This window comes from Marinobacterium aestuarii (assembly GCF_001651805.1).
GTDB classification, from domain to species: Bacteria; Pseudomonadota; Gammaproteobacteria; order Pseudomonadales; family Balneatricaceae; genus Marinobacterium_A; species Marinobacterium_A aestuarii.
On sequence record NZ_CP015839.1, the window covers coordinates 4,488,667 to 4,502,488 of the forward strand.

12 protein-coding genes are annotated in these 13,822 nt (G+C 58.2%); 6 read left to right on the plus strand and 6 right to left on the minus strand.

Annotated features, from left to right (window positions below):
• Positions 1-69 precede the first annotated feature (69 nt).
• From A8C75_RS19660 to A8C75_RS19670, 3 genes are all read right to left on the minus strand, one after another.
• Positions 70-1,788 carry a bifunctional protein-serine/threonine kinase/phosphatase gene (locus tag A8C75_RS19660; protein ID WP_067386070.1) on the minus strand — a complete coding sequence of 573 codons (1,719 nt, stop codon included), beginning with the start codon at positions 1,786-1,788 and terminating at the stop codon, positions 70-72.
• A gap of 51 nt (positions 1,789-1,839) precedes the next feature.
• Positions 1,840-2,664 carry a formate/nitrite transporter family protein gene (locus tag A8C75_RS19665; protein WP_067386071.1) on the minus strand — a complete coding sequence of 275 codons (825 nt, stop codon included), beginning with the start codon at positions 2,662-2,664 and terminating at the stop codon, positions 1,840-1,842.
• Between the two features lie 416 nt (positions 2,665-3,080).
• A complete protein-coding gene (locus A8C75_RS19670) occupies positions 3,081-4,256 on the minus strand; it encodes an MFS transporter (RefSeq protein WP_067386072.1) in 1,176 nt (391 codons plus the stop codon).
• 99 nt (positions 4,257-4,355) lie between these two features.
• On the opposite strand from A8C75_RS19670, the gene A8C75_RS19675 reads away from it, so the two are divergent.
• Positions 4,356-5,237 (plus strand): LysR substrate-binding domain-containing protein, encoded by an 882-nt coding sequence (locus tag A8C75_RS19675; protein ID WP_067386073.1) that lies wholly within the window; start codon positions 4,356-4,358, stop codon positions 5,235-5,237.
• Positions 5,238-5,414: 177 nt separating this feature from the next.
• Here the strand turns inward: A8C75_RS19675 and A8C75_RS19680 are convergent, their stop codons facing one another.
• From A8C75_RS19680 to A8C75_RS19690, 3 genes are all read right to left on the minus strand, one after another.
• Positions 5,415-6,725, minus strand: coding sequence for a TRAP transporter large permease (locus A8C75_RS19680; protein ID WP_067386074.1), 1,311 nt, complete (start codon positions 6,723-6,725; stop codon positions 5,415-5,417).
• The gene (locus A8C75_RS19685) at positions 6,722-7,156 is read right to left on the minus strand and encodes a TRAP transporter small permease (protein WP_227819970.1); all 435 of its coding nucleotides are present in this window, start codon (positions 7,154-7,156) and stop codon (positions 6,722-6,724) included. Before A8C75_RS19685 ends, A8C75_RS19680 begins: the two co-directional genes overlap by 4 nt.
• 145 nt (positions 7,157-7,301) lie before the next feature.
• On the minus strand, positions 7,302-8,297 hold the full coding sequence (locus A8C75_RS19690) for a TRAP transporter substrate-binding protein (protein ID WP_067387546.1): 996 nt from the start codon (positions 8,295-8,297) through the stop codon (positions 7,302-7,304).
• 534 nt (positions 8,298-8,831) lie between these two features.
• Between A8C75_RS19690 and A8C75_RS24030 the strand changes: the two genes are divergently transcribed.
• From A8C75_RS24030 to A8C75_RS19710, 5 genes are all read left to right on the plus strand, one after another.
• Entirely contained in the window at positions 8,832-9,326 is a 495-nt protein-coding gene (locus tag A8C75_RS24030) for a Rossmann-fold NAD(P)-binding domain-containing protein (protein WP_227819971.1), read from the plus strand.
• Positions 9,281-9,781: an NAD(P)-dependent oxidoreductase gene (locus A8C75_RS24035; protein WP_236954756.1), complete on the plus strand. Its 501-nt coding sequence runs from the start codon at positions 9,281-9,283 to the stop codon at positions 9,779-9,781. Before A8C75_RS24030 ends, A8C75_RS24035 begins: the two co-directional genes overlap by 46 nt.
• Positions 9,782-10,088: 307 nt before the next feature.
• A complete protein-coding gene (locus A8C75_RS19700) occupies positions 10,089-11,432 on the plus strand; it encodes an HD-GYP domain-containing protein (RefSeq protein ID WP_120785267.1) in 1,344 nt (447 codons plus the stop codon).
• Positions 11,433-11,672: 240 nt separating this feature from the next.
• Positions 11,673-12,977 (plus strand): TonB-dependent receptor plug domain-containing protein, encoded by a 1,305-nt coding sequence (locus A8C75_RS19705; RefSeq protein WP_067386076.1) that lies wholly within the window; start codon positions 11,673-11,675, stop codon positions 12,975-12,977.
• Positions 12,974-13,738 (plus strand): TonB-dependent receptor domain-containing protein, encoded by a 765-nt coding sequence (locus A8C75_RS19710; RefSeq protein ID WP_067386077.1) that lies wholly within the window; start codon positions 12,974-12,976, stop codon positions 13,736-13,738. The genes A8C75_RS19705 and A8C75_RS19710 overlap by 4 nt, the downstream gene beginning before the upstream one ends.
• Positions 13,739-13,822: the final 84 nt, after the last annotated feature.

Consider the following 13,822-nt stretch of genomic DNA (forward strand, 5'->3'; position numbering starts at 1 on the left):
CTGTGTCCTCTTTTATCTTTGGGGGAAATAGACCGGATTAAAACAAGCCTGAAATCATTGAAGGCCGGATTAACGCTGCAGCAGCACCACGATTATGCCGGCAAGAATGGCTGCAACGCCTTGCCAGAAGCGTACCGGGTTGCGTTCCAGCAAGGGCGGGCGCGCCCGGTTGAGGAACTGCCGGTTGGGCTGGCGCAGGTCGGCCATGAATTCCGACAGTTCCTGATAGCGCTTGTACGGATTGATATGAACGGCCTTTTTGAGAGTTTCATCGATCCAGGCGGGGATTTCCCGTTCATGATGCAGCACCGAGCCGTAGTGCAGTCGCCGCTGCGCCGATGCGGTTCTGCATTTGGACACCTCGGTACCGTAGGGGAAATCGCCCGACAGCATGTGATAGGTCAGCACGCCCAGGGAATACAGATCGGAGCAGGGTGTACCCACTTCTTCCATAAAGTACTCCGGCGCCGTATAGAACGCCGTTCCCAGAATCGCGTCCTGCGGTGCGTCTGGCGCAGACTCCACTAAGCCCGCCACCCGGGCAGCGCCAAAGTCGATGACCTTCACCGTACCGCTGTTGTCGATCATGATGTTGTCGGGCCTGAGGTCCTGATGCAGGATTTCCATGCGGTGCAGCGCCTGCAGCCCCCGGGCGACCTGCTCGACAATGCCGCGCACAGTTTCAAGCCCGGGCCTGGGGTTATCCACCAGCCACTGCTTCAGCGTCTGGCCCTCGATAAACTCCATTGCCGTATACAGGTACTGGCGCGGGCGGCTCTGCGGGGCAGCTTTGAGCACATGGGTACTGTTGATACGCCGCGCCGTCCACTCCTCCATCAGAAAGCGCTCCAGATAAGCCGGGTCGCCGCCCAGATCAATGGACGGGGTTTTCAGCACGACCCGGCTATTGCTGGCCTCATCCAGCGCCAGATAGACATGGCTGCGGCTGGTGGCATGAAGCTCACGCAGGATTCTGTAACCATCAAAGCGTGCCCCCGCCGCCAGTATCGGTGGCAGCTCCAGCGCCTCGGCATCCCGTTGCAACGAAGCTGAACCTGGCTTTGGCAACGCATCTATGCGCACAATCTGCAGACTGAGGTTATCCCCGCTGCCCTGATCCAGCGCATGTTCGACGATGCTCCTGGCGGCGCTATCGAGGTCACTGCTGCCGGCAATACTGTCGAGTACAAAGGCCGTATCGGCATATTCGTAGACGCCATCGGTCGCCAGCAGGTAGATATCACCCAGGCTGAGCGGCCGTGTCTGATAATCGAATTCGATATGAGCTTCAACTCCCAGTGCGCGACTGAGGTGACTTTGGGTTTGCGACACCCAGAGGCGGTGATCGTGGGTCAGCTGCTCCAGACCCTTGCCGTGCAGCCGGTAGATACGGGTATCACCGACGTTAAAGATATGTGCCCGTGTCGCCTTGAGCACCAGGGCACTGAGCGTACAGACATAGCCCCGATCCTTGTCGAATCGGTAGGGGCTGCTCAGCGTCTGGCTGTGCAGCCAGGCGTTGCAGGCCGTCACGACACGCTCCACCGAATGCTGTACCGACCAGGCATCCGAGGTGCAGAAGTAATCATCAAGAAAATTCTTTACCGCCGTTTCGCTGGCGATATGACTCAGCTCACTACTGCTGATCCCGTCCGCCATGGCAAAGGCCATCCCCTTGCGACTCAGCAAGGGTTCGGTGGGCAGGTAACAGCCGTGAAAGTCCTGATTGAAGGCCTTAAGGCCCTTATCGGCATACTGACCCACTGATACTTTCAAGCGACTGCTCATAGGCATTCCCCGGCGCCCCGGCCACCTTTAGTGACCGGAGCTTGGCGGCTATCAGACAGAGACAGTCTGAACCGCACGTTTCTTGCCAGTGCGAACGTGGGTGGTATAGAGCGTCAGCCCGGTGAACGCCAGACCACCGACCAGGTTACCCAGCACAGTAGGGATTTCGTTCCAGATGAGGTAATCCATGATGGAAAAATCCCCCCCCATGATGATGCCAGAGGGGAACAGGAACATGTTCACCACCGAGTGCTCAAAGGCCATGAAGAAAAACAGCATGATCGGCATCCACATGGCGATGACCTTGCCACTCACCGAGGTGGAAATCATGGCACCGACAACCCCCATGGACACCATCCAGTTGCACAGCATGCCGCGGATAAAGATGGTGAACCAGCCGGCAATACCGTATTCAGCATATCCCAGGGTACGGGCCTCACCGATACTGGCAATCTTCGCGCCCACAGCACCTGGATCCGTATTGAAGCCGTAGGTGAAAACAAAGGCCATCATCACGGCCACGGTCAGGGCACCGGCAAAGTTGCCAACGAACACCAGACCCCAGTTCCTGAGGATGCCATTGATGGTGACCCCCGGACGTCGATCCAGCCATGCCAGCGGCGTCAGCACGAATACCCCGGTGAGCAGATCAAAACCCATCAGGTACAGCATGCAAAAACCCACCGGAAACAGAATGGCGCCTATCAGAAAGACGCCGGTTTGCACGGCGATAGTAATGGCGAACACCGCTGCCAGCGCCAGAATAGCCCCAGCCATATAGGCCCTGATCAGCGTATCGCGAGTCGACATGTGAATCTTGGATTCACCGGCATCGACCATCTTTGTCACAAACTCAGACGGAACCAGATAAGCCATAGCTATTGCCTCTTTCCAGGAAAATTACGTCACTGCGCATTGGTGTCCAATCCCTTGGCCAGCGCCTGCAGCCTCCGACACTTGCGTGTGAACAGGCGCAAAAAAGCGCCCACAACCGAGCAGCCAAAACAGTTCAGTAAGGACGCCGTTGCCCGTAAAACGCAATCTGTAGGAGTCTGGGGCGGCCCAATGGCAATCCACCTAAAACTCATACCGGATAGAGCAATAGTCGTGCCTAAGCTGTTTCATCAGCGTTACAGGCCGCGTAAACAGCCTCTCTGGCGCCCGCAGCGCGCCCAGACCTGCTCCTGTCAGCGGGCCTCAAGCCCTCGCCTGCGGACAGAAAAGGTGCATCAAGTGCTGCAATTGCACCGCAAAAGCGCGCCTTTATGCCGTGAAGCAGACAGCGGCCAGGCTCAAACACCCGCCGCCGCCGCACGCGCATCGAGCGCACCCGACCAGCGGGTCAGCAGCAGTGCCAGCAGCACGATCAGGGCACCTATCCAGGCGGTATCCGTGAGTGCCATATCGGCAATGATAACGCCGCCGATGAGCGAGCCCAGGGCGATGCCGACGTTAAAGGCGGCGATATTCAGCCCTGCGGCTACATCCACCGCCTGGGGCGCATATTTTTCCGCCAGCTGTACCACATATACCTGCAGGCCCGGCACATTGCCAAAGGCAAAGCCGCCCCAGATCAGGACTGTCAGTACCGCCGTAATCGGGTTGGCCGCGCTGAAGGTGAAGACCAGCAGCACCAGTGCCAGCGCCGCGAAAATAATTTTCAGCGCAGCAATGGGCCCCAGGCGGTCAGCCAGCCGGCCGCCCCAGATATTGCCCACCGCCACCGAGACACCATAAACCAGCATGATCAGGCCGATGGCGCTGGGCTCAAAGCCCGAGACTTGCTGCAGAATGGGCGCAAGGTAGGTAAAGGCCACAAAGGTGCCGCCATAGCCCACCGCCGTCATGGCGTAGACCAGTAGCAGGCGTGGCTCTTTCAGTACCGCCAGCTGTTGTGACACTGTCGCCGCCGCCGGCTGCTTCAGATTGCCCGGAACCAGTAACGCACTGCCGATCAGCGCCAAAGCCCCCAGTAGCGACACCACCAGGAAGGTCGCGCGCCAGCCAAAATGCTGTCCGATCCAGGTGCCCAGCGGCACCCCGGTCACCAGCGCCACGGTCAGGCCGGTAAACATGATGGCGATGGCACTCGCCTCCTTGTCCTTGCTCACAAGACCGGTGGCAATGGTGGAGCCAATGGAGAAAAACACCCCGTGGGCCAGGCCCGTCAGAATGCGCGCACTCATCAGCGAGCTGTAACCCGGCGCCATCCAGGCCAGCAGGTTACCGAGCACAAAGAGCGCCATGATGCTGAGCAGCACTGTCTTGCGGTTCCAGCGTCCGGTCAGGGCCGTAAGCACCGGCGCCCCTATGGCAACGCCCAGCGCATAAAGACTGATCAGCAGCCCGGCCGAAGGGAGTGAAACGCCCAGGTCCTGGGCGATGGTGGGCACCAATCCGACGATCACAAATTCGGTGGTGCCAATGGCAAAGGCGCTGAGTGTCAGCGCCAGCAAGGCAAGGGGCATGAGCCGTCTCCAGAATGAATACTTGACGGCCTGCATTGTGCGGCGCAATACTTTTTCAATAAACGCCATAAATATCAAAACATATTTGCAGAAACAACAATGATAAGCCGATCCGATGATCTGGAAATACTGCTGGCCGTGGTCGATAGCGGCGGTTTCTCCACCGCCGCCGAGCTACTGGGCATTCAGGTGGCGCGGGCCTCCCGCGCAGTGACCCGGCTGGAACAACAGCTGACCACGACCCTGCTCAACCGCACCACCCGGCGGGTTGAACTCAGCGAAGACGGGCGAATTTTTGTCGCCCAGGTGCGCCAGGGGCTGGCTCAGCTCGAAGGTGCCGAGGAACAGCTGCGCCTGCGTCACCAGGCACCGGCCGGCCCCCTGCGCATCGATGCCGCCAGCCCCTTCATGCTGCATCAGCTGGTGCCCCACATTCGGGCATTCCGCGAATCTTATCCACAGATCGAACTGGAACTCACCACCAGCGAGGGCTTTATCGACCTGCTCGAAAAACGCACCGATGTCGCCATCCGTATCGGCGAGCTGCAGGATTCCAGCCTGCATGCCCGTTTTCTTGGGCGCTCCAGATTGCACCTGGTGGCCAGCCCCGCCTACCTTGCGGCTCACCCGGCGCCGCAGTCCGCGGCGGAACTCGCCGAACATGACTGTATCGGCTTCACCTCCCCCGCCAGCCTCAATCAGTGGCCGGTGGGCACCGGTATGCCCATCAATGCAGCCGTCTCGGCCAGCAGCGGCGAAGTCATTCGCCAGCTGTGCCTGGCATCCCAGGGCATCGCCAGCCTGTCCCACTTCATGGTCGCCGACGATCTCGCCGCAGGACGCCTGATCCCGCTGCTCACCGATCAGATACAGTCACCCCACCCGCGCGAGCAGGTTAACGCCGTCTACTATCGCAACACGGCACTGTCGGCACGCATCAGCGCTTTTCTCGATTTTTTCCAGCCCAGGCTTTCGCTTTAAACCGCTCAAAATCTCGCCCATGTACTGGCAGTATGACCGCCAGGGAGGGTGGAAATGTCGTTATTGCAGGAGAAAATAACGATAAATACGCCCATGCATAAAAAAACGCCCGGAGAATGATTCGCCGGGCGCAAAAAATCGCAGCACGATAAGTTGGTCTATGACTGGTGCCCAGTCTTATTTGAAGGTGTCCGGCAGCAGCATTTTCGGCAACCAGAGCGCGAGCTCGGGGAAGCAGATAATCAGCAGCAGGATCAGCAGCATCGGCACCAGAATAATCACCACATCCCGCAGTACCTGCACCACGTTCATGCCACCAATGGACGCAGAAATCAGCAGGCAAAGGCCGTAAGGCGGCGTTACCAGCCCAAAGGCCAGAGACACTATGCCGATAATGGCAAAGACGACGGGGTGAATGCCCGCATCCAGCGCCACCGGCAGCAGCACTGTCCCCAGGATGATGATGGTGGGAATGGCATCAATAAAGAGCCCGAAAAACAGAAAGAGCGCACCTATCACCAGCGAGGTGCCAAAGGTGCCGAACTGCATGCTGGTCATGGTGGAAACGATCAGCCGGGGCACGTTGTAGAAGGCCAGCATCCAGCCGAAGGCCGAGGCCGTGCCTATGGCGAACAGCGAGATGGATGCAAAGCGCCCGGTATCGTAAAGAATTCCGCCCAGATCCCGCACACTGACCGTGCGATAGACGAACATGCCAAGAATCAGCGCATAGACCGCAGCGATAATCGCGCTTTCGGTCGGCGTGACAATGCCACCAACGATGCCGCCGATCACCAGTATCGGTGTCAGCATCGCCAGGGCTGCACTCTTAAAGGCAGATACAAACTCAGCAAAGGTCGGACGCCCCGCCGTCGGATAGCCATACACCTTGGCGTAACCGTAAACGGTGGCCATCAGCGCTGCGGCTATCATGAAGCCCGGAATCGCACCGGCGAGAAAGAGCGCGCCCACCGACACCGACATCACACCGCCCCAGACAACCATCAGGATGCTGGGCGGAATGATCACCCCCATTACGGATGAGCAGGCAGTGATCGCAATGGCAAAGCGCTTGTCGTAGCCCTCCTTCGCCATGGCAGGAATCAGAATCTTGCCACAACCGGCGGCATCGGCGGTAGACGACCCCGAGATACCGGCAAAGAGCATCGACACTGCCACATTGACATGCCCCAGCCCGCCCGGCATCCAGCCAGTCAGTACCCGCGCCAGTTCGATCAGCCGATCGGTGATCTTGCCGGAGTTCATCAGGTTTGCCGCCAGCAGGAAGAACGGCACCGCCAGCAGGATAAAGGAGTTATAGGACTGGAACATCCGATCCATGATGATGAAGGGCGTCAGGCGCATATCGAGCATCACGACAGGAATAGTGGCAATACCCAGCGCAAAGGCAACGGGCACGCGGATGGCAACCAGCAGGATGAAACCGCCCACCAGAAGCGCACAGGCTAGCGCGGTCGAAACAATCATGGCGTAACCTCGGAAGATTGACGGTATTCAACAACCGCCTCGTATAAGCGATAGCCCGCGAACAGTGCCCAGAGCGTACCGGCGATTGGCACTGATATATAAGTAATCATCAGATTGGCACGCATCATCACTGAGTGCTGAATGAAGCCAAATTTGGCATAGTCGATGCCGTACCAGGCAAAGAGCACCGCAAAGATCAGTACGAAGCCCAGCGCTATGCCCTTTTGCAGCAAACGCCAGCCCGGCTTAATCGCATCGGGCAGCACCCGCACATCAAAGTGGCTGCCATCCCAGACCGCGATGGCGGAGCCGATCATGACAACCCAGACAAAAATGAAAGTCGAAAGCTCTTCGGTCCAGAGATAGACCGGGAGAATGTCGGTGTAACGGGAAATGACCTGCATGCCCACGGGAATCGCCAGAGCGCCCACCAGGGCTCCATCAATACCGCAACACCCGACAGAGGTTATCCAGCACTTGTCCCAGCATAGTGAAATCCTGAACGACAATTGACCGTAAAAACGGCCAGGATGAGATCGGACTCCGGCGGCCGCAAGCCGCGGAGCCCGACAGGGATTACTTGGCGCGGATGGCGGCCAGAAGATCCGTAGCACCCAGCTCGGCTGCATACTCATCCTGTACAGGCGTTACGAGTTCAAGCAACTGCTCGCGATTGGCGAATTCCTGCAACTGAATCTGACCGGCATCGGCCATTTCCTTCAGCTTGGCGCTGTCTTCGCGCGCTTCCAGTTCGCGACCGAAGGCACCGGCTTCCTTGCCTGCACGCATAATCGCGGCCTGCAGTTCAACGGGGAGCTTGCGCATGGATTTGCCACTGAAAACAATCGGACGCACTGTGATGGAGTGACGCGTGAGGGTGACATGGGGCGCCACTTCGTAGAACTTGAGATTCTGCAGGCTGGCCGCTTCGTTTTCAAGCCCCGAGACAACACCGGTCTGAATGGCGTTGTAAACCTCGTTATAGGCAATTGCCGAGGGCGCCGCCTTGATGGCCGCAAAAATCTGCGCCTGAATGGGCGCGCCCATCACTCGCATCTTGTGACCGGCAAGCTCATCAATATTGCCGATGGCCTTGCTGGAAATCAGGTTACGGGTGCCGCCGCCGGAATAACCCACCACCACAAGATCGGCCTTCTCCTTGAGCTCGCCTTCCAGCGGCGCCAGCACATCGCTGGAGAGCACCGCATTCCAGTGCTCCAGATCCCGGAACAGGAACGGCATGTCCATCAGCGGAATTGCCGGTGCGAAGGTCGCCATATTGGACGGCGCCATGATGGAGTAGTCGATTGCCACGCCCTGATTCAGGAAGGTCACGTAGTCGGACTCGACTCCCAGCTCGCCGTTAAGGCGCAGATCCATCACCAGCTCGCCATCGTAATACTGGTCCACCAGCTCGCCAAAACGCACCATGGTTTTGGTAAAGGCATGCTCGTTATCGAACATGCTCGCACCGCGCAGCGTGATCGCTTCGGCCTGAACCGCCGGTGCCAGCACAACGGCTGAAACCACGGCTGCCTGGAGCAGGTTTTTTGCGTGATTGATAATAGACATGATGTTCCTCTTATTGTTGTTGTAGCAGCGCAAATTGTGGGTCGCCTTAGCCGGTCAGCGCACGGCGGCGACACCCATAGAAGACGTGAATATACGTAACTGGTCAAGCATTATGTGTAATTATTTGTAATATTTATGTTAGTTACACAACATTTACAACATTCTCGACGCATTAGCCAATCCAGGTATAAGGCCTTTAAAATCATCATATTAAGAAGGATTTAAAGTGAAAAAAGAAGGGTGTAAACGAGAAGAACACAGCGTTATTCGCCATCGGGCATCGCTACTGAAAGCAGATAGACAGCCGGGTTTTATCGACAAAAAGACGCAATATGGCCCCCGGATCACCATTTGAAAGGCACGCAACAGCGTAAAATTACAACTAATAACAATATATCATCACGCCCGTACGCGTTATGATCCGAGGATTTTCTATCCGGTTAGCGCCTGCCGGGGCTGTGTCCCAGATGGCTGGCGCAACCTGACACCCGACTCCAGATGTCACTGAACACCTAACGGAAAGGACCCTGAGCCATGCAACATCTGCTACTTATTGGCGCCGCAACCGAAAATACGCAACAGCGCCTGGCCGAACATTTTCAGCTACACAAGCTGTCTGAAATCGATGATTTAAGCGAATTTCTCACCGAATACGGCGCCAAGATAAGCGCCGTCGCGACCAACGGCCACAGCGGTGTGAAGCCGCAAATTCTGGACGCCTGCCCCAACCTCAAGGTGATCTCCTGCCACGGCGTGGGTTATGACGGCATCGATACCGCCGCCTGCGTGGCGCGGGGCATTCTGGTGAGTCACACCCCGAACGTGCTGAATGCCGAGGTGGCCAATACGGCATTGATGCTGATGCTGGCGGCGTATCGCAACCTGCTGGGCAATGATGCCTATGTCCGCTCCGGTCGCTGGCTGAGCGACGGCCCCGCGCCCCTGTCGCACAGCCCGACAACCGTACCGTCGGCATTGTGGGCATGGGCCGTATCGGGCAGGAAATTGCCGAACGCCTGCAGGTCCTGAACTCGCGCATCATCTACCACAGCCGCAGCCCCAAGGATGTGCCCTACCCCTATTACGCAAACCTGACCGACATGGCCCAGGCCGCCGATGTACTCGTCTGTATCACCCCGGGAGGCCCGTCTACCCGCAAGCTGATAAACCGCGACGTGCTGGACGCCCTTGGCCCTGAGGGCATGCTGATCAATGTCTCCCGCGGCACTGTTGTGGATGAAGCTGAGCTTGTCAGTGCGCTGCAGGAGAAACGCCTGGGATATGCAGGGCTGGATGTGTTTGAGGCCGAGCCCAGGGTGCCTGAAGCTCTGTTTGCGATGCCCAATGTCGTACTGCTGCCCCACGTCGGCAGTGCCACCCACGAAACCCGCGCCGCCATGGCGGCACTGACGGTGGACAACCTGATCCAGTTTCTGCAGGACGGCAGCGTACTCACGCCTGTGCCAGAATGTGCCGGAATCTGATCCAGGGCCGCAACTCAGTCGCCAGCGGTCACTGAACCACAAGGGTCCAAGGCAACCGGGGGCGAGCGTCAACACCGGCGCGATACTCCCGGCACCGTCAGCCTACGCCAGACCCAAAGCGAAAGAATCAGCGCTTCAGTACCACAGCAGCCTGTTTTTTGGCGGCCAAAGCCCGGCCAGCCACATAAAAAAGCTAGAATGCTAACCCAAGGCGTCAACATTCACGTAAAGATTCTGAAGCTGCGCACGCTGCAGCCCCGTACGTTCAGCAAGGCACAGAGGGTGATACATGCTCACCGGCTTGAAAATGTCAGAACTCATCGGCGCCCTCAGTCATGCCCTGGATATGACCGAAGGCCAGCCCAAGGGCCACTGTGTGCGCAGCTGCTGGATCGGCATGCATATCGCCCGTGAGCTGGGCATGCCGGATGCCCAGCAATGGGAGCTCTACTACACCCTGCTATTGAAGGACCTGGGATGCAGCAGCAATGCTGCCCGAATTTGCCAGCTTTATGCCACCGACGATCTCAATTTCAAACATGACTTCAAGACAGTCGATGGCAGCCTGCCTCAGGTGCTGCGTTTTGTCATGCGCCACACCGGGCTTAGCGGCAGCCTTGCCGAGCGCTTTCGTGCACTCATGACTATCATGCGAGATGGCTCCGAAATCGCTCAGGAGCTGATCCAGACGCGCTGCGAGCGCGGCGCGGATATCGCCAAAAAGCTGCGCTTCAGCGACGGCGTGGCCGCGGGCATACGCGGCCTTGATGAACACTGGAATGGTAACGGCAAGCCTCTGGGGCTGGCCGGTGAAGCAATTCCCCTTTATGCGCGCATCGCGCTGCTGGCCCAGGTGATCGACGTCTTCCAGATCAGTTCGACCCCTGAGCTGGCGCTGCAGGAAGTGCAGCATCGCAGCGGCAGCTGGTTTGACCCGCAACTGGTAAAGGTGTTTGAACGCGTGGCAGCCAAACAGCAGTTCTGGGCGATGCTGTCTGACCCCGACCTGGAACAGGCCGTCATGACGCTGGAACCGGCCCAGCATGAGGTCACACTGGACGAAAACTACCTGGACGAAATCGCCGCGGCCTTCGGTCAGGTGGTCGACTCCAAAAGCCCCTACACCGCGGGCCACAGCGAGCGGGTGGCACTCTATACCGACATGATCTGCGAGCAACTGGAGCTGAGCGCCAACGACCGTCGCTGGCTCAAGCGCGGCGCCCTGCTGCACGACATTGGCAAACTCGGCGTCAGCAACAGTATTCTCGACAAGCCCGGCAAGCTGGATGACCGCGAATGGGCACTGGTGCGTCAGCACGCCGCCTTCACCGAAGAGATCCTGATTAGAATCAGTGCCTTCTCGCACCTGGCCAGGATTGCTGGCGCCCATCACGAGCGCCTCGACGGCAAAGGCTACCCCCGCGGCCTGAGCGCCGCCGACATCAGCCTGGAAACACGCATCATCACCACCGCCGATATCTTTGACGCCATTACGGCCGATCGCCCCTATCGAGGCCCCATCCCCATCCCCGCCGCACTGGAAATCATGGAGGCCGAGGTTGGCACCGCCATCGATGCCGACTGTTTTAACGCCCTCAAGGCAGCACTGCAGCAGCTTGAACAGGACAGTCCCACCCCGGAACCGGCATGACCGGCGCACATATTTCTTTTTGCAATGCAGCACCCGTGGGCTGAATAGGGCGTTTGTGGTACGTTAAGTCCTCATTTTCACGTCGCCTGCACTCGGACAGACCCATGCTGGACTGGATACTGACAACCAATGGTTTCATTCTGGAAGCCCTGCTGCTGGTTGCAGTACTGATTTATGTCGGCACACGCATCTGATCCGCAACGCTGAAATTCAATCTAATGATAATTGCGAAAAGTCGCCATGAAACACACCAAACCACGCCTGCAGCAGCGCACAGCAACATTGATACTGCTGATTCTGCCCTCCTTGTGCACCATGGCCGCAACGCAGCCTGATGAACCGGGTCAGGCCATGTTCAGCGAATCCGACTTCTATGCGGTGATTCCGGAGGTAATTTCGGCCACCCGTATCACCCAAAAGCTGACCGAGGCTCCGGCCTCCATCAGCCTGATCGACCGGGACATGATTCACGCCTCAGGGGCACTTAACATTACCGACCTGCTGCGTCTGGTGCCCGGTTTTCAGGCATTTCATGTCAACGCCAACAAATTTGGTGCCACTTACCACGGTGTGAGTGATGATTTTCCCCGTCGCCTCGAGGTACTGGTGGATGGCCGCTCGATCTATCTGCCGCTGCTGTCCACCGTCGACTGGAATTCCCTGGGACTCAGCCTCGATGACATAGAACGCATCGAGGTGGTACGTGGTTCCAACGTGCCAACCTACGGTTCCAACGCCTTTCTGGGTGCCATCAACATCGTCACCCGCTCGCCCTACAGCGAAACCGGCGCATCACTCAAGGTCCTGGGCGGCTCGCAGGATACCCGACGTGTGGAAGGCCGTTTCAGTGTACCTGTGGGCAACGCCCAGCTCCGGGTTACTGCAGGTCATGACCAGAATGATGGCAGCGACCGCTTTCAGGACGGCGCGCGCAGCGAGTACCTCAACCTGAGTGGCACCCTGGCACCGACGCTGGCCGATACCGTACTGATGCAGGCGGGTTTCAGCAGCGGTTATTCTGATCGCGGCGATATGGACCGCACCTTCAAGCCGGTCATTCCCCGTGATGCCCAGGCCAACTATCAGTACCTGCGCTGGAACCATGTCACCGACAGCGCCAGCGAAACCCAGGTATCCGCCTACCACAACTACCTGAACCTCTCCGTTGCGGCCCCCACCGTTGCCGACCTGGTGAAATATGAGGGCCTGCCTGCCGGCTTTGCGGCAGCGCTGCTGGCACAGAATCCGGATTTCCGGCTGGACAGCGAGCACGGCAAAACCGAACTCTACGATATCGAAGTGCAGCATACACAGCAGTGGATACCCGAGCAGACCACCTTTCTGTGGGGGCTGGGGTATCGGCAGGAAACCGCCCAGAGTGGTGCGCTGCTGCAGGAACGGGGGCGCATCAATGAGGACCGCTGGCGCCTGTTCGGCAACCTGGAACTGGTTCCGGCCGACGCCATTACCCTCAACTTCGGCGCCATGCTCGAAAGCAGCAGTACCAACGCCGACGGTGCGCAGATATCCCCCGAGTTGCATTGAACTACAGGCCCGATGAGCAGTCGGTTATTCGCACCTCTTACAGCCAGGCCTATCGCATGCCCTCGCTGCTGGACAAAAACTCCCAGTCGATCATTTATGACCCGGCCGGCGACGTGCTGGATACCATCGTCATACCGAATCCCAATATTGATCCCGAACGTATAAAAACGGCTGAAATCGGTTATTACCGGGCTTTCCAGAGCATTTCCGGACATTTCGACTTGCGAATTTTTGTCGAAGATATCGATAATGCGATCAGCAGCTACCGAGTCCCGGATACGGATCTTGACAGCCGCCTGCGCTATAGCGCCAACGCTACCTCATGGCGCAACAACGGTGCCGAGTTTCAGCTGCGTCTGCAGCCACTGGAGCGCCTGTGGGTGCTGCTCAATTACAGCTATATCAACACCACCGACTTTTTGCGCGATGAGGGTCCAGCCGGACATGGGCTGGTGCGGGAGCGGAAGCCTCGGTCACCGGAGCATACGGCCTCCCTGCTGCTGAACTACAATTTCGCGCCACGCTGGGATTTCAGCCTGGCACAATACTATATGGATGATGTGCAGTGGGGTGAGGGCGGTTACCGGGACAGCTACAACCGCACCGATGCTCGCCTGGCAAAGGAATGGAACCTGCCCGCCGGCCAGCGCCTCTCAGGTGCGCTGATTTTTCAGAATCTGCTGGGCAACAAGTACGCCGAGTTTTACCCTTATAATGAATTCGACCAACGGACCTATCTGCAACTGCAACTCGAATTCTGATTACCGAGCGACGCGAACGGACACGCTGAATGCAGGCATCGGATACACCTAAAAACAGACAATACTCCACTATTCGGCGGCCAG